Raw genomic sequence first — 16,991 nt, 5'->3', positions numbered from 1 at the left:
GCCCGGGCGACGGCGGGAGCCGAGGGGGGCGGGCGACATCGGGGATCCGGGCGGTCGACCACCCGGCGACTGCCACGGTAACCGCTTGTGAACGCGCGAACAAAGTCGCAGGCGAGCCCACGGGCGCCCGGCCTGCGCGGATGCGTGGCGCTGTGTCCGAGACCATACCCGGCCGGGCAGCTGCGCCCGGGCCCGGAGGTCAGGTCAGGCCGAGGTCGCGGCGCAGCCGGGGCACGTCGACGGTGAAGTAGGAGTGCTCGCGGCCGTCGAGCAGCACCACCGGCACGCGGTCGCCGTACTCGGCCTGCAGCTCGGGATCGGCGTCGACGTCGACCTCGCGGCTGCCGACGCCGGCCTCCGCGGCGATGCGCACCAGCGTCTCGGCCGCCGTCACGCACAGGTGGCAGTTCTCCCGGGTGAGCAGCTCCAGGCGGAGCGGCGGCCCGGTCACCCCGCCACCTCCGCCGCGTCGGGCGCGGTCACCTCGAGGAGGCCCAGCTCGCGCAGCCGCGCGTGGCTCACCTTGCCGGTGAGCGAGTGCGGCAGCGCCGGGCGGACGACGACCGAGGAGGGCACCTTGTACCGGGCCAGCGACGCGGCGGCGTGCGCGCGCAGCTCCGCGGCGTCCACCTCCGCGCCCGGCGCGGGGACGACGACGGCGACGACGGCGGCGCCGGTGCGCGGATCGGGCACGCCGATGACCGCGCTCTCGGCGACCGCGGGGTGGGTGTCGAGCACCCGCTCCACCTCGGCCGGGTAGACGTTGAACCCGCTGACCAGCACCAGGTCGGTGCGGCGGTCGAGCAGGTGCAGGTCGCTGTCGGCGTCGCGGTGGGCGAGGTCGCCGGTGGCCAGCCAGCCGTCGTCACCGGGGCCGTCGGCGCCGTCGGGCCAGAACCCGGAGAAGAGGTTGGGACCGCGCACCCACAGCTCGCCCGGCCCGTCCTCGGCATCGGTGCCGCCGGGCTCCCGCAGGGCCACCTCGACGCCGGGCAGCGGACCGCCGATGCACTCCGGCTTGGCCCGCCCGGTGGCCAGCGTGCTGGCCACCACGGGGCCGGCCTCGGTGAGGCCGTACCCCTCCCACACCTGCACGCCGGCGCGGTCGCGCACCGCCCGCCAGGTCGCCGCGGGCAGGAGCGCGGCACCGGAGGAGGCCGTGCGCACCGACGACAGGGCCCGGCGCAGCCGCGCGTCGCCGCCCTCGTCGGCGGCCACGGCGAGCCAGGCCTGGTACACCGGCGGCGCCCCGGGGACGGCGGTGACCCTCTCGCGCTCCACGACGTCGAGGGTGGCGCGCGGGTCGAAGGCCGGCACGAGCACCGCGCACGCGCCGGTGGCGGCGACCAGGCCGAACCCGGTGTTGAGGCCGTAGAGGTGGAACAGCGGGAGGACCAGCAGCACCCGGTCGTCGGGGCGCACCGGCGGCGGGTCCATCGCGAGGCACTGCTCCTGGTTGGCCCGCAGCGCGGCGGCGGTCAGCATCGCGCCGCGGGGCCGGCCGGTGGTGCCGCTGGTGTAGGCCAGCAGGGCGAGCGCGGCGGGGTCGTCGTCGTCCGGAGGCGGTGGGCCGTCGGCCTCGGGCGGCCCGGCGACCACCGCCACCCCGGCCAGGGGCTCGCGCGCGGCGGCCGCGACCAGCAGCGACGCGCCCGAGTCGGTGAGGAGGTGCTCGAGCTCGGGATCGGTGTAGGCGGTATTGACCGGGACCACGACCAGGCCGGCGCGCAGGGCTCCGAGCACCGCGCGCAGCCAGTCGACGCCGTTGGGCAGCTGCACGGCCACCCGGTCCCCGCGGGCGAGCCCACGGGCGGCGAGACCGGCCGCGGCCCGGTCGACGAGGGCGTCGAGCTCGGCCCAGGTCAGCCGGGTCGCACCGTCGACCACCGCCGGCGCGTCGGGACGTCGGGCGGCCGCGGCGCGCACGAGGGCGGCCAGCCCCGTCGGGGGCGTGGGCCCGGGTCGGGGCTCGGTCACCGGCCCTGTCACGGACACCTCCTGCGGGCGGACGCGGGTCCCGCAGAAGGGTACCGGCAGGTACCACTCCGCCCGCTGGCGTGGACGGATCGCAGTGGTGTTGTCACCATGGGTGGCGACCCGCAGCAGCGCGGGACCCGCCGAGGGGCCGGACCTCCGTCGGGTGGGCCGACGAGGAGGTCGACGTCCCGCATGCCGCAGTCGCGCCCGGTGGACGAGCGGCCGTCCCCCCTCCCGGCCGTGGACGCGCCGGCGGACGACGGCCTCGCCGCGGAGCTCGCCGCCCTGGGGCAGGTCCTGCCCGCCGACCGGGTCGACGTGTGGGGCCTGGTGCGCCGCAGCCAGGACGGGGACGCCGAGGCGTTCGGCCGGCTGTACGACCACTACGTGACGACGGTCCACCGCTACCTGCTCCACCGGGTCGGCGACCGGTCGCTGGCCGAGGACCTCACCAGCGAGACCTTCGTCCGGGCGCTGCGCCGCATCGACTCGCTGTCGTTCCAGGGCCGCGACGTCGGCGCGTGGCTGGTGACCATCGCGCGCAACCTCGTCCTCGACCACGTGAAGAGCAGCCGGTTCCGGCTGGAGGTCACCACCGCGGACATGCGCGACGCCGACCGCGCCACCGACGGCCCCGAGGACGTCGTCGTCGCGCGGCTGACCAACGAGCAGCTGCTGGCCTGTGTCCGCCGGCTGGGCAGCGAGCAGCAGGAGTGCATCTCGCTGCGCTTCCTGCAGGGGCTGTCGGTGGCGGAGACCGCCGCGGTCATGGGCAAGAGGGACGGCGCGGTCAAGGCGCTGCAGCACCGCGCCGTGCGGCGGCTGGCCGCCCTGCTGCCGGAGGGGCTGCGGTGACGCCCGGGACCCCGGACGGGGGACACGCCGGAACGCGTCCGGCCCGGCGTCGTTGCCCCGGTCGGCCGAGAGCCGACCGACCGACCGGAGGAGCCAGGTGAGCGACCGCCACGCTGCCGCGGGGGCGTCCCGCCGGGTGTCCGTGCGGGAGCGCGAGGCGGCCGTCGAGGAGCGCCTGCGGGCCCTCGCCGCCGACCTCGACGGCGACCCGGCACCCGGCTTCCGCGCCGCCACCCGTGCCCGGCTGGTCACGATGGCCGCCGTCCGCGCCCCGGAGCCGGTCCCCGCCCGCTCCCGCGGCCTGGCGCGCGTCCGGCGGCCCCGGGCGGTCGCCGCGGTCGCCGGCGTCGCCGTCGCGGTGACGGGCCTGGGCGCGGTGGTCGCGCTGTCGGGGAGCGCGCAGCCCGGCGACGTCCTCTACGGCGTCAAGCGCGGCACCGAGCAGACCCGGCTGGCCCTGGCCGGCGACGAGCGCGGCCTGACGCTGCTCGGGTTCGCCACCACCCGGCTGGCGGAGCTCGACGCCCTGGTCGGCTCGACGCCCGGCGCGCCACCGGCCGACCTGGTGCGCGACACGCTGGCGGCGATGGACGCGCAGACCACCGAGGGCGCCGCGCTGGTGCTCACCCGGGCTGCCGAAACCCGCGACGCCGCGCCGCTGACCGTGCTCGACGACTGGACCGACGAGCAGCGCAGTGGTCTCGCGGAGCTTCAGCGGGCGCTGCCCGCGGACGCCGGTGCCGCGGGGTCGCTCGACCTGGTCAGCGAGGTCGGCGCGCGGGCCGCGGGGCTGCGGGAGGGCCTCGCCTGCCCGGTCGGGCCGGTCACCGCCGGCGCCGACGAGCTCGGCCCGCTGCCCGTGCCGTGCGACGACGTCCCGGCCCCGTCCGGCGCCAGCACACCCGCACCCGCACCCGCCGGGGGCCGGGACCCGGCATCGCCCGCGGCTCCGCCCCCCGCCACACCCACGTCCCCCGTTCCGGGGAGCGGCTCGGGAGGCGGGGCGGGCCCGGGCGGGTCACCGGCGGCGCCGACCGCGGGCAGCCCGTCCGGCGTCGCCCCGCCGACCGGGAGCAGCGCGCCGACGGCGCCGCCGCCGGGACCGGCCGGCCGGCCGGCGGTCCCGCAGCTGCCCGTGCCGCAGCTCCCCGTCCCGCGGCTCCCGCTGCCCGAGCTGCCGCTGCCGGAGCTGCCGCTGCCGCCGCTCCCGATGCCTGGTGCGGGCCCGACGCCGTCGGATCCGGCCGTCCCGGGCAGCTCGACCGGCTCGCTCCTGGACACCCCGCTGCCCGTCTGCGTCCGGCCGCTGGTCTGCTGAGGCCCGGCGGCCCCGCCCGGGGGTGCCGATAGGGTCGACCGGGTGCCGCCACGCGGCGGCCGCCGGACCAGGGGGAGGGTGCCCGTGCCGGGACTGCCGTTCCGGCGCCGTCGGCGCGAGGACGCCGGCGCGCCGTCGGAGGAGGAGATCCGCGCGCACGTCGCGGGCCTGGCGTCGGCCGCGGCCGCGGAGGTCGAGCCGGTCCCCGTCGTCGTCGCCGACCGCACGGCCGCCGCCTTCTTCGACGTCGACAACACGATGATGATGGGCGCCTCGCTGTTCTGGTTCGCCCGCGGCCTGGCCTCCCGCAAGTACCTGAGCTCCCGCGACATCGCCCGGTTCGCCTGGCAGCAGGCCAAGTTCCGCGTCGCCGGCAACGAGAGCGCCGACGACATGCACAACATCCGCGAGAACGCGCTCGCCTTCGTCGCCGGCCGGGAGGTCGCCGAGATCACCCAGGCCGGCGAGGAGATCTACGACGAGCTGATGGCCGACCGGATCTGGTCGGGCACCCGCAACCTCGCCCAGCAGCACCTCGACGCCGGGCAGCGGGTCTGGCTGGTCACCGCGACCCCCGTCGAGCTGGCGCGGATCATCGCCCACCGGCTGGGGCTGACCGGGGCGCTCGGCACGGTGGCCGAGGTCGTCGACGGCCGCTACACCGGGCGCCTGGTCGGTGAGCTGATGCACGGGGAGGCCAAGGCCGAGGCGGTGCGGGCGCTGGCCGAGCGGGAGGAGCTGGACCTCTCCCGCTGCACCGCCTACAGCGACTCGGCCAACGACCTGCCGATGCTCTCGCTGACCGGCACGGCGATCGCGGTCAACCCCGACACCGAGCTGCGCGCCGTCGCCCGCTCGCGCGGGTGGACCGTGCGCGACTTCCGCACCGGCCGCAAGGCGGCGCGGATCGGCGTCCCCACGGTCGCCGCGGCGGCGCTCACCGGCGGCGTCGTCGGCGGCGCCGTGGCCCTCCGTCGTCGCAACGCCTGGCCGTTCTGACCCGTCGGCCGGCGCGGTTCGTGCACGCAGCGCGCTCGGGCGACGCCCGGGGCCGCGGTGTGTGCACGAAGTGCGGCCCGGCGCGGGATCAACTGAAGACGGAGGAGCGCTGCAGGAGCAGCTGGTAGATCGACTGCTGGATGGTTTCGCGGACCTGGTCGGTCAGGTTGAACACCAGCATCGGGTCCTCGGCGGCGGCGGGGCCGTAGGACGCCGTCTCGATGGGGGTGCCGAAGGCGATGAGCCACTTCGACGGCAGCGGCACCAGCCCGAGCGGGCCGAGGGCGGGGAAGGTCGGCGTCACCGGGAAGTAGGGCAGCCCGAGCAGCCGGGCGAGCGTCCGGGCGTTGCCGATCATCGGGTAGATCTCCTCGGCGCCGACGATCGCGCACGGGATGATCGGCTTGCCGGTGCGCAGTGCCGCCGTGACGAAACCCCCGCGACCGAACCGCTGCAGGGTGTACCGGTCGCGGAACGGCTTGCCGATGCCCTTGAACCCCTCGGGGAAGACCCCGACCAGCTCGTCCCCGCAGAGCAGCCGCTCGGCGTCCTCGCTGCAGGCCAGCGTGGCGCCGAACTTGCGGGCGAGCGACCCGATCGCCGGGAGCTCGAAGACCAGGTCGGCCCCCAGCAGCCGGAACCGCCGCTGCGCCGGGTGGTCGTCGTGCAGGGCCACGGTGGTCATCAGCGCGTCGACCGGCACGGTGCCCGAGTGGTTGGCCACCACCAGTGCACCTCCGGTGCTGGGCACGTTCTCCACGCCGTGGGTCTCCACCCGGAACCAGCGGGAGAACAGCGGCCGCAGCAGCGGCAGCAGGAGGTGGTCGGTGAGGTCGGGGTCGAAGCCGAACTCGTCGGTCTCGTACTCGCCGGTCAGCCGGCGGCGGAGGAAGTCCAGGCCACCGGCGACCTGGTCGTCCCAGCTCGGGTCCGCCGGCAGCGGGACGTGCGGCTGCTCGTCGTCGGGCCGCAGCCGGATGACGCGGGCCTCAGGCATCGCGCACCGCCCGCAGCCCCGGCGGGGCGGGTGCCGGGCGCAGCCGGCCGTGCACCGTCGAGCCCACCGAGGAGGCGACCGACCCGGCCCGGGAGACCAGCTCCTGCGCGCGGGTGGTGACGTCGGCGACCAGGCCGGGCGACACCACCGGGGGGACGGTGCGCGCGTAGTCGGCCAGGGCCTCGGCGGTGGTGTAGCGGGGCGTGTAGCCGAACTCGGTGCGCAGCACCGTGGTGTCGACGACGCGGCCGAAGTTGAGGAAGCGCATCTGCTCCGGTGAGTAGTCGACGCCGCCGAAGCGACGGGTGAGCCGGCCCAGGGACCCCAGGGCGGGCGAGGGCACCGGCAGCTGCAGCCGGCCCAGCCGGCGGATGACCTGCGACAACAGCAACGTGCCCTCTCCCCCGACGTTCACCGTGCCGGTGAACTCCCCCGTGGTGGCCCGGGTCAGCACGCCCAGCGCGTCGTCCTCGTGCAGCAGCTGGACGCGGGCGTCGTAGCCCAGCGCCGTGGGCACGACCGGCATCCGCAGGAACCCGCTCAGCACCGAGTCGATCCGCGGGCCGATGAAGTTGGTGAACCGCAGGACGGCCACCCCGACGTCGGGACGCCGGCGCGAGAAGGAGCGCACGTAGCCCTCGATGTCGAGGCTGTCCTTGGCGAAGCCGCCCGAGGGGACCCGGCGGGCCTGCATGGCCTCGGTGAACACGGCCGGGTCGCGCGGCGAGGCGCCGTAGACGGCGCTGGTCGACTTGAGCACCAGCCGGCGCACCGACGGCGCGCGCTGGCAGGCGGCCAGGAGCTGCATCGTCCCGATGACGTTGAGCTCCTTCATCGGCCCGCGCCCGCCGGACCCGGCCGGGGTGGAGCTGATGTTCATGTGGACGACCGTGTCGACGCCCGCGGTGCTGACCACCTTGCCGATCAGCGGGTTGCGGATGTCGGCCCGCACGAACTCGGTGCGGCCGAGGCGGCGCAGCAGCTCCGCCGAGGGCGGGACGGTGTCGACCCCGATGACCCGGTCGATGGCCGGGTCCTGAGCGAGCTCGGCCGCCAGCGCACCGCCGAGCCACCGGCTCACGCCGGTGACCAGGACGACGGCAGGCGGCACGAGCCTCAGCTCACTTCTTGTTGCGACGCTGCACGCGGGTCTTCTTCAGCAGCTTGCGGTGCTTCTTCTTCGCCATCCGCTTGCGGCGCTTCTTGATGACCGAACCCATGTCCTGCTCCCGACGTCGTGGCCGCGGGGCGCCCGCCGGCGACCGCGGGGGTCGGAACCGGGCGCCACGCGAGTGTGGATCAGCTCGTGTGCGACGGTTCCGGCCGGGGCCGGGGTTGTCGCTCGGCGCCCGAGCCTACCCGGCGCCCCCGTGGCGACGCTCTGACACCGTCACCCTCCGGGTGACACCGCGACCAGGTGCCCTCCCGCGTCGCACGGAGCCCGACCGTCACTCCTCGCGGGAGCCTCCGGCCCCCACTCCTCGCGACACCGCGACCAGGTGCCCTCCCGCGTCGCGCGGAGCCCGACCGTCACTCCTCGCGGGAGCCTCCGGCCCCCACTCCTCGCGACACCGCGGCCAGGTGCCCTCCCGCGTCGCGCGGAGCCCGACCGTCACTCCTCGCGGGAGCCTCCGGCCCCCACTCCTCGCGACACCGCTGTCGCGGGTGGGGGCCTCGTCGGCCGGTGGGCCGACGGCGTGCCGGCGTCAGGCGATGTCGGTGTAGGCGTCGCGGAGGTAGTCCTGGACGGCGCGCTCGGGCACGCGGAAGGACCGGCCGACGCGGACGGCGGAGAGCTCGCCGGCGTGGACGAGGCGGTACACGGTCATCTTGGAGACGCGCATCATGCTGGCGACCTCGGCGACGGTCAGGAAGGTGACCGCGGCGCGCGGCTGCGGGACGGCGGCGCGGCCGACCGGGACGGCGGCGGGGTGCTGCGGGCCCACCGGGCGGGCGACGGCGGCGGCCGGGATCGGGCGGGCCATCGGGCGCGGGCCGGGGACGGCCGGGCGGACGTAGGCGGCGTTGGTGCGCTGGGGCATGGTCATCTCTGTCTCCGGACTCAGCACGAGTCGAGCGCCGGCTTCCCCACCGACTACGGGACTCACACGTGCTGACACAGAGAGTAGGGGGACCCGCGTGACGGAAGCGATGGAAGAAACGGACATGCGGAACGGTCCGTCCTGGGCAGAACTACACCTATGCAACTCGCTTCACAGCTGTATCGGCGCGTCAGCAAGGAGATGTGTCGACACGGTGACGCAGCGTCCACGAACGGAGCCGTGAGACGGGGTACGGTCACCGGCTCCCGTCGGCCCGGCCGAGCTCGACCGAGCGCTGCGCGGCCGCCTCGATGGCCGCGATGAGCGCCGAGCGGACCGAGTGGCGCTCCAGCTCGCGGATGCCGGCGATCGTCGTCCCGCCGGGGCTGCTCACCGCGTCGCGCAGCTGGGCCGGGTGCTCCCCGGACTCGCGCAGCATCACCGCCGACCCCAGCGCGGTCTGCACCACCAGCTCGGTGGTCAGCGCCCGCGGCAGGCCGAGCAGCACGCCGGCGTCGACCATCGCCTCGACGAGGTAGAAGAAGTAGGCCGGCCCGCTGCCCGACAGCGCCGTCACCGCGTCCTGCTGGTACTCCGGCACCCGCGCCACCCGGCCGACGGTCGACAGCAGCGCCTCGGCCTCGTCGAGCTCGGCCTCCCCCGCCGAGTTCCCGGCCGAGAGCACGCTCATCCCCTGGTCGACCAGCGCCGGGGTGTTGGGCATGACCCGCACCACCGGGACCCCGGAGGGCAACGCCGCCTCGATCGCGGCGGTGGGGAAGCCGGCGGCGATGCTCACCACCAGGTGCCCGGGGTCCACCGACGGCGCGAGCTGCTCGAGCAGCGACGGCAGGTCCTGGGGCTTGACCGCCAGCAGCAGCACCCGCGCCCGCGCGGCGGCCTCCGCCACGCCGACGGCGTCGATGCCGTAGCGCGCCGCGAGCTCGGCCCCGCGCTCCGGGTGCCGCTCGCAGACGACCACGCCGTCGGGGCCCGAGCGCCGCACCAGCCCCGCCAGCAGGGCCTCGCCCATCTTGCCGCCGCCCAGGACCGCCAGTCCCCGCCGTCCGCCCATCGCCCGCTCCCGCCTGTCGAGGTCCCCGGTCGGGACCGTAGTGCGCGCGGGTGTGCTGCCCGGGGGGCCCGGGTAGCCGCGCCCGCATGGCAGGAGAACTGGACGGGATGAAGGTGGCCGTGCTCGCGACCGACGGCGTCGAGCAGGTGGAGCTCGACCGGCCCTGGCAGGCCCTGGAGGAGGCCGGGGCCGAGCCGGAGCTGGTGTCCCTGGCGGGCGGCACGATCACCGCCTTCCAGCACCTCGACAAGGGAGACCAGAAGAAGGTCGACACGACGGTCGCCACCGCCGACCCCGACGACTACGCGGCGCTGGTCCTGCCCGGCGGCGTCGTCAACGGGGACTTCGTGCGGGCCGAGGCCGACGCGGTCGCCTTCGTCACGGCCTTCTTCGAGGCGGGCCGGCCGGTGGCGGCCATCTGTCACGCGCCCTGGGTGCTCGCGGAGGCCGACGTCGTGCGGGGGCGGCGGATGACCTCGTGGCCCTCGCTGCAGACCGACCTGCGCAACGCCGGCGCGACGTGGGTGGACGAGGAGGTCGTCGTCGACGGCAACCTGGTCACCAGCCGCGACCCCGACGACCTCGACGCCTTCTGCGCGGCGATCGTCGAGCGGTTCGCGCAGGCCACCGACGACGAGGCCGACGAGGACGGGTGAGCCGGCCCGCCCGCCGGCTCAGGTGGCGGCGAGCAGCCCGGCGGCCGGGGCGATGGTGAGCAGCGTCCCGGCGAACACGAGGACGGCGACCAGCCTCGGGCCGGTGGGCTCGCGGCCGGTCCGCGCGCGCCACGCCCCCACGCTCGCGACCAGCCCGGTGACCGCCAGCGGGACCAGGACCACCGCGAGCTGGGGCAGCTGTTCCCACACCACGGTGGAGAGGAAGTAGATGCCGACGCCGGCGGCCAGCGCGACCACGAGCTCGCCGGCGAAGCGCAGCCACGCCAGCGCGCCCTCGCGGGCGCCCAGCGGCTCGTCGAGGACCTGCGTCTCGCGGGCGCGGGCCACCGGGATGGGCCCGGTGGCGGGAGCGGGACCGTCGGCGCCGGGGACGCCGGGCTTGCGCGAGGGCCGGATCCCGGGGATGGCCGCCGTGGAGGGTCCCTGTGGCCCGCGGCCGGGCTCCTCCGGCGACACCCGCCCGGTGTCCCGGTCCGGCTCCCGGGCAGGCCGGGCTGCCTCGCGGGCGACGCGGCCGGTGTCCGACACCCTGCTCTCCGACACCCGGCCGGTGTCGCTGGCCCGGCGCCCCGGGTTGGGCCGGTCGGCGTCGGTGTCGGCGTCGCGCTGGCGCTGCTTGATCGGGACGTCGCCGGTGTCGCCCCGCCGCCGACGGGCGCTGCGCGGTGCCTCGATGCCGGCCTCGCGGAGGATGTCGGCCAGCGGCCGCCCGCCGGTCTCGGGCCCGCGCCCGGGATCGGGGTCCCGGCGGGGCTGTGCCATCACGCGCCTCCCAAGGTGTCGAGCCGGCGGAGGATGACGCCCTCGCGCAGGGCCCACGGGCAGATCCGCACGGAGGGTAGATCCAGTGCCTGCATGGCGGCCTGCGCCACCACGGCACCGGCGGGCACCTGGTGGGCGCGGTCGGGCGACACGCCGCGCAGCTCGGCCAGCGCGCGGGACTCGATGCGGGACACGAAACCGATCAGCTGGCCCAGGCCGTCGGCGCTGAGCTCGCGGGGCACGCGCAGGCCCGCGGAGTAGGGCGCGGCGCCGGTGAGCCGGGCCAGCGTGCGGAAGGTCTTGCTCGTGGCCGCGACCAGGTCGGGCGGCCCGGCGCCGCGGAGCTTCTTGGCCGCCGGCCGGAGCACGTCGGCGGCGTGCTCGCCGAGCGCGCGGAGCGCGGCCAGGTCGGGACGGCCCCCGGTCGCGGCCTCGGGGAGGAACCGGCGGGTCATCCGGCCGGCGCCCAGCGGGAGCGACAGGGCCACGTCGGGGTCCTCGTCGGTGCCGGCGGCCAGCTCCAGCGAGCCACCGCCGATGTCGAGGACCAGCAGCCGCCCGGCGCTCCAGCCGTACCAGCGGCGCACGGCGAGGAAGGTCAGCCGGGCCTCCTCCTCGCCGCTGGTGACCTGCAGGTCGACGCCGGTCCGCTGGCGGACCCGCGCGAGCACCTCCATGCCGTTGCGCGCCTCGCGGATGGCCGAGGTGACCAGGGCGAGGACCTCGTCGCAGCCCTCCTCCTCCGCCTGGACGCACGCCTTCTGCACCGCCTTGACCAGGGCCTTCTCGCCCTCCCTGGACAGCACGTCGTCGGCGCCGACGTGCTCGGCCAGGCGCAGCAGCCAGCGGTCGTCGTGCTGGGCGGTGGGCTCGGCCCCGCGGTGGGCGTCGACCACGAGCAGGTGGACGGTGTTCGAGCCGACGTCCAGCACCCCGAGCCGCATGGGCCCAGTCTGCCTGGCGCCCTCCGGGGACTCGTGCCCAGCGCAGGGAGGCGTCAGGGGGAGGCGGCCCTTCTCTAGCCTGGCGCCGTGGAGGACGTGCCGCCCGAGGTCGATCCCGACTTCGCCCGCGAGTGGGTGGAGTTCCCCGACCCGGCCGACCCCCGGCACCGGGTCCGCGCCGACCTGACCTGGCTGTCCTCGGCCTGGACCTGCGTCTTCGGCCGCGGCTGCGCCGGCGTGGTCCCCGGCCGGGCCGACGACGGCTGCTGCAGCCACGGCGCCTTCTTCAGCGACGAGGACGACCTCGCGCGGGTCACCGCCGCCGTCGCCGACCTCGCCGACGACGACTGGCAGCTCGCGCCGGTCGGGCGCGGCGCCTGGACGGAGGAGGACACCGCCGACGACGAGGGCGGGATCCGGTCGCTGCGCACCCGCCTGGTCGACGGCGCCTGCGTGTTCCTCAACCGGCCCGGCTTCCCCGGCGGGACCGGCTGCGCGCTGCACCGCATGGCGCTGCGCGAGGACCTGCACCCGCTCTACACCAAGCCCGACGTCTGCTGGCAGCTGCCGGTCCGCCGCGAGCAGGAGGAGGTCGAGCGGCCCGACGGCAGCACGGTGCTGGTCAGCACGGTCGGCGAGTTCGACCGCCGCGGCTGGGGCCCCGGCGGCGCCGACCTGCACTGGTGGTGCACCGGCTCCCCCGCCGCGCACGTCTCCCCCGAGCCGCTCGTGCTCACCTACGCCGCCGAGCTCACCGCCCTGCTGGGCCCGGCCGCCTACGCCGAGCTGCGCCGGCTCACCGAGGCACGGCTGGACCAGGGGCTGGTCGCGCCGCACCCGGCCAGCCCCGCCCCGGTCCCCCTGACGCTGCAGCGGCGGCGGCCGGCGGACTGAGCGTTCTCCTCCGTCCGGGTGCGGTGACCCCCGGACGTCACCCCGCGCCACTACCCTGCCCAGGACGACCGCGACGACCGGACGGCGAGGACAGTGAGCGACGGACAGGCGGCGGACCCGGCGGGCACGCGCGCGTCGGGGTCGTCGCCGAGCGGGCACCGGGCCGACAACGCGCTGCTCGCGCTGGTGCGGATCCCGGTGTTCCGGCGGCTGTGGGCGTCGATCACCGTCTCCAGCCTCGGCGACTGGCTGGGCCTGCTCGCCACCACCGCGCTCGCCCAGCAGCTCACCCGCGACGAGTCGACCGCGGTCCAGGGCGCGGCGATCTCCGGGGTCATCCTCACCCGGCTGCTGCCCGACCTCCTGCTCGGCCCGCTGGCCGGGGCGCTGGCAGACCGGCTCGACCGGCGGATCACCGTCGTCGTCGGGGAGCTGCTCGCCTGCGGGCTGTACCTGTCGATCGCGGTCAGCTACGAGCTGACCTGGCTCTACGTCGCCCAGTTCCTGGTCGAGGCCGTCGGGCTGTTCACCAACCCCGCCAAGCAGGCGATCTGGGTGGCGATCGTGCCGCGGGAGCGGCTCGCGGTGGCCAACCAGGTCTCGCTGTTCAGCGTGTACGGCTCGGTGCCGGTGGCCTCGCTGCTGTTCGCCCTGCTGTCCACCGTCGCCCGCGTGTTCCCCGGGAGCGAGGAGGGCGGCGACGCGCGCACGGCGATCACGGTCGCCCTGCTGTTCAACTCCGCGAGCTTCGCGGTCTCGGCGGTCACGGTGTTCCTGTCCCGCCGGCTCATCCCGCCCACGGCCGTCGACCGCGAGGCGCCGACCAACGTGTTCTCCCTCGTCGCCGAGGGGATCTCGTTCCTGCGCGGCCAGCCGCTGATGCGCGCGCTCTACGTCGGCGTGATCGGCGCGTTCGGCGCCGGGGGCCTGATCATCGGCGTCGCCCAGCTCTACATCGCCACGCTCGACGCCGGCGCGGCCGGCTACGGCGTGGTGTTCGGCATCGTGTTCACCGGCCTGGCCCTGGGCATGCTCACCGGGCCGCGGATTCTGCCCACGGTGCCGCGGCGGTCACTGTTCGCCCGCTCGATCGGCCTGGCCGGCATCGCCCTGCTGGCCATGTCGGTGCTGCGGGACTTCGTGCTGGCCACCGCCGCGGCCTTCCTCGTCGGCCTGTTCGCCGGGATCGCCTGGATCATCGGCTACACGCTGATCGGCTTCGAGGTCGAGGACCGGCTGCGCGGGCGGGTGTTCGCCTTCGTCGTCTCGTCGGTGCGGATCGTGCTGCTGCTCTCGGTCGCCGTCGGCCCGGGCCTGGCGGGTCTGCTCGGCACGCACGACCTGCGCGTCGGGGAGCTGCTGCTCACCCTGACCGGCCCGGGGCTGACCCTGCTGATCGGCGGGGTCATCGCGCTGCTGGTGAGCGGCTACGCCGTCCGGCAGGTCGCCCCCCGCGGCCGGGCGCACACCCGCCCCCGGGACCTGCTGCGGCTGCTGTGGGGCAGCTCGGACATCCTCTCGGCGTCCTCCAGCGGCGTCGGGCTGTTCGTCGTGGTGGAGGGCGCCGACCGCGACCTCACCCGCCGCTACACCGCCGACCTCGCCCGCGTGCTGCGCAGCACCGGCCACCCGGTGGTCACCACCCACGAGCCCAGCGACACCGCGCTCGGCCGCCAGGTGCGCCAGCTGCTCTACCCGTCGGCGCCCGAGGCCGCGCCCGGCCAGCCGGTCACCGACGGCGAGGGCCGCCCGGTGGCCGCCTACACCGCGGCGCTGCTGGCCGCCGCCGACCGCGCCGAGCACGTGGCCACGGTCATCCGCCCGGCGCTGCAGCGGCGCCAGGTCGTGGTGTGCAACCACTACGTGGACACCTCGATCGCCTTCCACGGCGCCGGGCAGGGCCTCGACGCCGACCGCATCACCCGCACCTCGCTGTGGGCCACCCGCGGCCTGCTGCCCGACCTGACCGTCGTCGTCGACTCCGACGTCACCGCGGCCCCGGCCGGCGCCGACGCCGACGCGGTGCGCGCCGGCTTCCTCGCCCAGGCCGACGCCGCCCCCGACCGCTACGTCGTCGTCCCCGGCGAGCTGCTCGCCGCCGACGCCCCGACCGGCGGGGACGGACTGGTCTCCCCCGTGGTCAGGCGCCGGCTCACCGCACTGCTCGCCCAGCGCTACCCCGAGGCCGGCCCCGGCGGCGCGGAGGGCAGCGGGGCCGGCGGTGCCGACGACCCGCCGGTCGGCGCGGCGCGCACCGCTACCGGGAGGAGCGCCGGCCGCTCCGTAGGCTGACCGCCGTGGCTGCCCCGGTGACCTCCGCCCCGGTGACGTGGACCGCCGAGGACACCGAGGAGGTCGACTGCTGCCTCTGCGGCGTGCGCGGCCGACTCGTGCACGACCTGCGGCCCTTCGGGGTCGTCCGCTGCCCGTCGTGCTCGCTGGTGTTCGTCAGCCCACGGCTGGCACCGGCGGCCCTGCAGCGGCTCTACGACGACGTCGGCTACTTCGAGGGCGGGGTGTACGGGGAGGCCGCGCAGGAGCCCCACCGTCTCGACCCCGCGATGCTGCTGCAGCGCACCTGGACCGCCGGCCGGCTGGCGCTGCTCGACCGGGTCCGCGGCCGGGCCCCCGGCGGCCGGCTGCTCGAGGTGGGCGCCGGGTACGGCCTGTTCCTCGACGCCGCCCGGGCGGCGGGCTGGCGGACCAGCGGCGTCGAGCTCTCGCGCACCGGCGCCCGGCACGCCGTCGAGGCCCTCGGACTCGACGTCTTCTGCGGTCAGCTCGCCGAGGCGCCGCTGGAGCCCGGCGTCGACGTCCTGTGCGCGTGGGACACCGTCGAGCACGTGCCCGACCCGCTCGACTTCTGGCGGGCGGCGCGCTCGCTGGTGGCCGACGACGGCATCGTGCTGTTCTCCACCCCCTACGTGTCCTCGCTGCCCGCCCGGCTGCTGGGCACCCGCTGGTGGACGCTCAAGCCGGCCGAGCACATCTGGCACTTCACGCCGCGCACGCACGCGATGCTGCTGGCCCGGGCCGGCTTCGCCCTCACCCGGGTGGTGCGCAGCCCGCTGGCGCCGAGCAACGCCGGGCGGCTGGACTCCCTGGTCGGCGTCGCCCGCCCGATCCCGCTCGACTGAGCCGCGGCCGGGTCAGGCGGCCGAGCCCTCCCCCACGGGCACCGCCGCGGCGGTCCGGAACGTCTGCCGGTAGGCGCGCGGGGACACGCCCCGGCGGCGGGCGAACTGCTCGCGGAAGCCGGCGGCCGTCCCGAAGCCGACCAGCCGCGCGATCTCCTCGACCGGCGCGTCGCTCTCCTCCAGCAGCGTCTCGGCGGCGGCCAGCCGCTGGCCGAGCAGCCACGCGTGCGGCGTCGTCCCGGTGGTGGCCTTGAACCGGCGGGCGAAGCTGCGCGGGCTCATCAGCGCGCGGCGGGCGAGCACCTCGACGCTGATGTCCTCGGCCAGGTGCGCGCAGGCCCACTCGAGGACCAGCGAGAGCCGGTCGTCCTCGCAGCGGGCGACCGGCGCGTCGATGAACTGGGCCTGCCCGCCGTCGCGGTGCGGCGGGACGACCATCTCGCGCGCGAGCGCGTTCGCCGCGGCGGCGCCCCACTCGCGGCGCACCAGGTGCAGCGTCGCGTCGACGCCGGCCGCCGTGCCGGCACCGGTGATGACCTGCCCGTTGTCGACGTAGAGGACGGCGGGGTCGACCCGCACGGCCGGGAACCGGGCGGCCAGCTCGCCGGCGTAGCGCCAGTGCGTGGTGGCCCGCTTGCCGTCGAGCAGGCCCGCCGCCGCGACGACGAAGGCCCCGGTGCAGTGGCTGACGATGAGCGCGCCGCGGTCGTGCGCGGCCCGCAGCGCCTCGACGAGCGCGGTGGTGGGCTCGTGGTCGACCAGCTCCCAGGCGGTCACCAGCAGGATGTCGCTGGCGGCCAGCCGCTCGAAGCCGTGCTCGACGGTGATCGCGATGCCGGTGTCGGTGCGCAGGACCCCGGGCCGCTCGCTGACCAGGGCGAAGTCGAAGCGCGGCAGGCCCATGTGCCGCCGGTCGTAGCCGAACACCTCGGCGGCCACGCCCACCCCGAAGCTGCCCACGAGACCGTCGGCGACGACGGCGCTGACGACGAGGGGACGGTCGGATCCGGTCATGCGCACAGCATGGCAGAAAAGACGCGGACCGTGTCGTTCCTGCCACTCGTGCGGCGGGGGGCCGCGGAGCACGCTCGTCGCATGTTGCTGATCACCTGCCCCGTGACCCGGACCGACGAGCTGGTCGCCGACCGGCGCATCCGGTCGGTCACCAACCACCCGACCCACATCGCCCTGGGTGTGGAGTGCCCCTCCTGCGGGAGCGTGCACGTCTACCGGACCGGACGCCGCTGGGCGTCGCGCTCCACCACCCCTCCGGCTCGGGCTGCGGCGGAGCTCACCCCCGCCTAGGATCGAACA

The 16,991-nt window shown here is 76.3% G+C and carries 18 protein-coding genes; 8 read left to right on the top strand and 10 right to left on the bottom strand.

Annotated elements, in window-relative coordinates; all coding sequences use genetic code 11:
* Positions 1–199: 199 nt before the first annotated feature.
* Entirely contained in the window at positions 200–451 is a 252-nt protein-coding gene (locus tag ACI79V_RS09590; RefSeq protein WP_456888682.1) for a glutaredoxin family protein, read from the bottom strand.
* The gene (locus ACI79V_RS09585) at positions 448–1,989 is read right to left on the bottom strand and encodes a class I adenylate-forming enzyme family protein (RefSeq protein WP_456888679.1); all 1,542 of its coding nucleotides are present in this window, start codon (positions 1,987–1,989) and stop codon (positions 448–450) included. Before ACI79V_RS09585 ends, ACI79V_RS09590 begins: the two co-directional genes overlap by 4 nt.
* A 228-nt stretch (positions 1,990–2,217) precedes the next feature.
* On the opposite strand from ACI79V_RS09585, the gene ACI79V_RS09580 reads away from it, so the two are divergent.
* From ACI79V_RS09580 to ACI79V_RS09570, 3 genes are all read left to right on the top strand, one after another.
* Complete coding sequence (locus ACI79V_RS09580) at positions 2,218–2,832, top strand: sigma-70 family RNA polymerase sigma factor (RefSeq protein WP_456888677.1); 615 nt, start codon at positions 2,218–2,220, stop codon at positions 2,830–2,832.
* A 97-nt stretch (positions 2,833–2,929) separates the two neighbouring features.
* Positions 2,930–4,150 carry a DUF5667 domain-containing protein gene (locus ACI79V_RS09575; protein ID WP_456888675.1) on the top strand — a complete coding sequence of 407 codons (1,221 nt, stop codon included), beginning with the start codon at positions 2,930–2,932 and terminating at the stop codon, positions 4,148–4,150.
* 84 nt (positions 4,151–4,234) lie between these two features.
* Positions 4,235–5,149: an HAD family hydrolase gene (locus ACI79V_RS09570; protein ID WP_456874379.1), complete on the top strand. Its 915-nt coding sequence runs from the start codon at positions 4,235–4,237 to the stop codon at positions 5,147–5,149.
* Positions 5,150–5,237: 88 nt separating this feature from the next.
* Here ACI79V_RS09570 and ACI79V_RS09565 read toward each other — a convergent pair whose 3' ends face one another.
* From ACI79V_RS09565 to proC, 5 genes are all read right to left on the bottom strand, one after another.
* Positions 5,238–6,146: a lysophospholipid acyltransferase family protein gene (locus ACI79V_RS09565; protein ID WP_456888674.1), complete on the bottom strand. Its 909-nt coding sequence runs from the start codon at positions 6,144–6,146 to the stop codon at positions 5,238–5,240.
* Positions 6,139–7,257, bottom strand: a complete 1,119-nt coding sequence (locus ACI79V_RS09560; protein ID WP_456888673.1) for an NAD-dependent epimerase/dehydratase family protein — start codon at positions 7,255–7,257, stop codon at positions 6,139–6,141. The genes ACI79V_RS09565 and ACI79V_RS09560 overlap by 8 nt, the downstream gene beginning before the upstream one ends.
* Before the next feature lie 10 nt (positions 7,258–7,267).
* Positions 7,268–7,366 (bottom strand): 30S ribosomal protein bS22, encoded by a 99-nt coding sequence (locus ACI79V_RS09555; RefSeq protein ID WP_012854759.1) that lies wholly within the window; start codon positions 7,364–7,366, stop codon positions 7,268–7,270.
* A 486-nt stretch (positions 7,367–7,852) separates the two neighbouring features.
* Entirely contained in the window at positions 7,853–8,194 is a 342-nt protein-coding gene (locus ACI79V_RS09550; protein WP_456876303.1) for a helix-turn-helix domain-containing protein, read from the bottom strand.
* Between the two features lie 250 nt (positions 8,195–8,444).
* Positions 8,445–9,263: a pyrroline-5-carboxylate reductase gene (gene proC / locus ACI79V_RS09545; protein WP_456876304.1), complete on the bottom strand. Its 819-nt coding sequence runs from the start codon at positions 9,261–9,263 to the stop codon at positions 8,445–8,447.
* Positions 9,264–9,349: 86 nt separating this feature from the next.
* On the opposite strand from proC, the gene ACI79V_RS09540 reads away from it, so the two are divergent.
* On the top strand, positions 9,350–9,919 hold the full coding sequence (locus ACI79V_RS09540) for a type 1 glutamine amidotransferase domain-containing protein (protein ID WP_456888672.1): 570 nt from the start codon (positions 9,350–9,352) through the stop codon (positions 9,917–9,919).
* An 18-nt stretch (positions 9,920–9,937) separates the two neighbouring features.
* Here the strand turns inward: ACI79V_RS09540 and ACI79V_RS09535 are convergent, their stop codons facing one another.
* Both ACI79V_RS09535 and ACI79V_RS09530 read right to left on the bottom strand, forming a co-directional pair.
* A complete protein-coding gene (locus tag ACI79V_RS09535; protein ID WP_456888671.1) occupies positions 9,938–10,702 on the bottom strand; it encodes a hypothetical protein in 765 nt (254 codons plus the stop codon).
* Complete coding sequence (locus ACI79V_RS09530; protein ID WP_456888669.1) at positions 10,702–11,646, bottom strand: Ppx/GppA phosphatase family protein; 945 nt, start codon at positions 11,644–11,646, stop codon at positions 10,702–10,704. Before ACI79V_RS09530 ends, ACI79V_RS09535 begins: the two co-directional genes overlap by 1 nt.
* A gap of 87 nt (positions 11,647–11,733) precedes the next feature.
* Here ACI79V_RS09530 and ACI79V_RS09525 point away from each other — a divergent pair, with 87 nt between their 5' ends.
* The 3 genes from ACI79V_RS09525 (at position 11,734) to ACI79V_RS09515 (ending at position 15,677) form a co-directional block, all read left to right on the top strand.
* The gene (locus ACI79V_RS09525; protein ID WP_456888667.1) at positions 11,734–12,540 is read left to right on the top strand and encodes a hypothetical protein; all 807 of its coding nucleotides are present in this window, start codon (positions 11,734–11,736) and stop codon (positions 12,538–12,540) included.
* Between the two features lie 93 nt (positions 12,541–12,633).
* Entirely contained in the window at positions 12,634–14,832 is a 2,199-nt protein-coding gene (locus ACI79V_RS09520; RefSeq protein WP_456888666.1) for a bifunctional MFS transporter/dTMP kinase, read from the top strand.
* 5 nt (positions 14,833–14,837) lie between these two features.
* Positions 14,838–15,677 (top strand): class I SAM-dependent methyltransferase, encoded by an 840-nt coding sequence (locus ACI79V_RS09515; protein ID WP_456888664.1) that lies wholly within the window; start codon positions 14,838–14,840, stop codon positions 15,675–15,677.
* A 12-nt stretch (positions 15,678–15,689) separates the two neighbouring features.
* On the opposite strand, the gene ACI79V_RS09510 is transcribed toward ACI79V_RS09515, so the two are convergent.
* Positions 15,690–16,691 (bottom strand): helix-turn-helix domain-containing protein, encoded by a 1,002-nt coding sequence (locus ACI79V_RS09510; protein WP_456888662.1) that lies wholly within the window; start codon positions 16,689–16,691, stop codon positions 15,690–15,692.
* Positions 16,692–16,772: 81 nt separating this feature from the next.
* Between ACI79V_RS09510 and ACI79V_RS09505 the strand changes: the two genes are divergently transcribed.
* Positions 16,773–16,982, top strand: a complete 210-nt coding sequence (locus ACI79V_RS09505) for a hypothetical protein (RefSeq protein ID WP_456876312.1) — start codon at positions 16,773–16,775, stop codon at positions 16,980–16,982.
* Positions 16,983–16,991 lie beyond the last annotated feature (9 nt).

It is taken from the genome of Geodermatophilus sp. SYSU D00700 (assembly GCF_054050255.1).
This window is presented reverse-complemented; position numbering and strand designations above follow the sequence as displayed.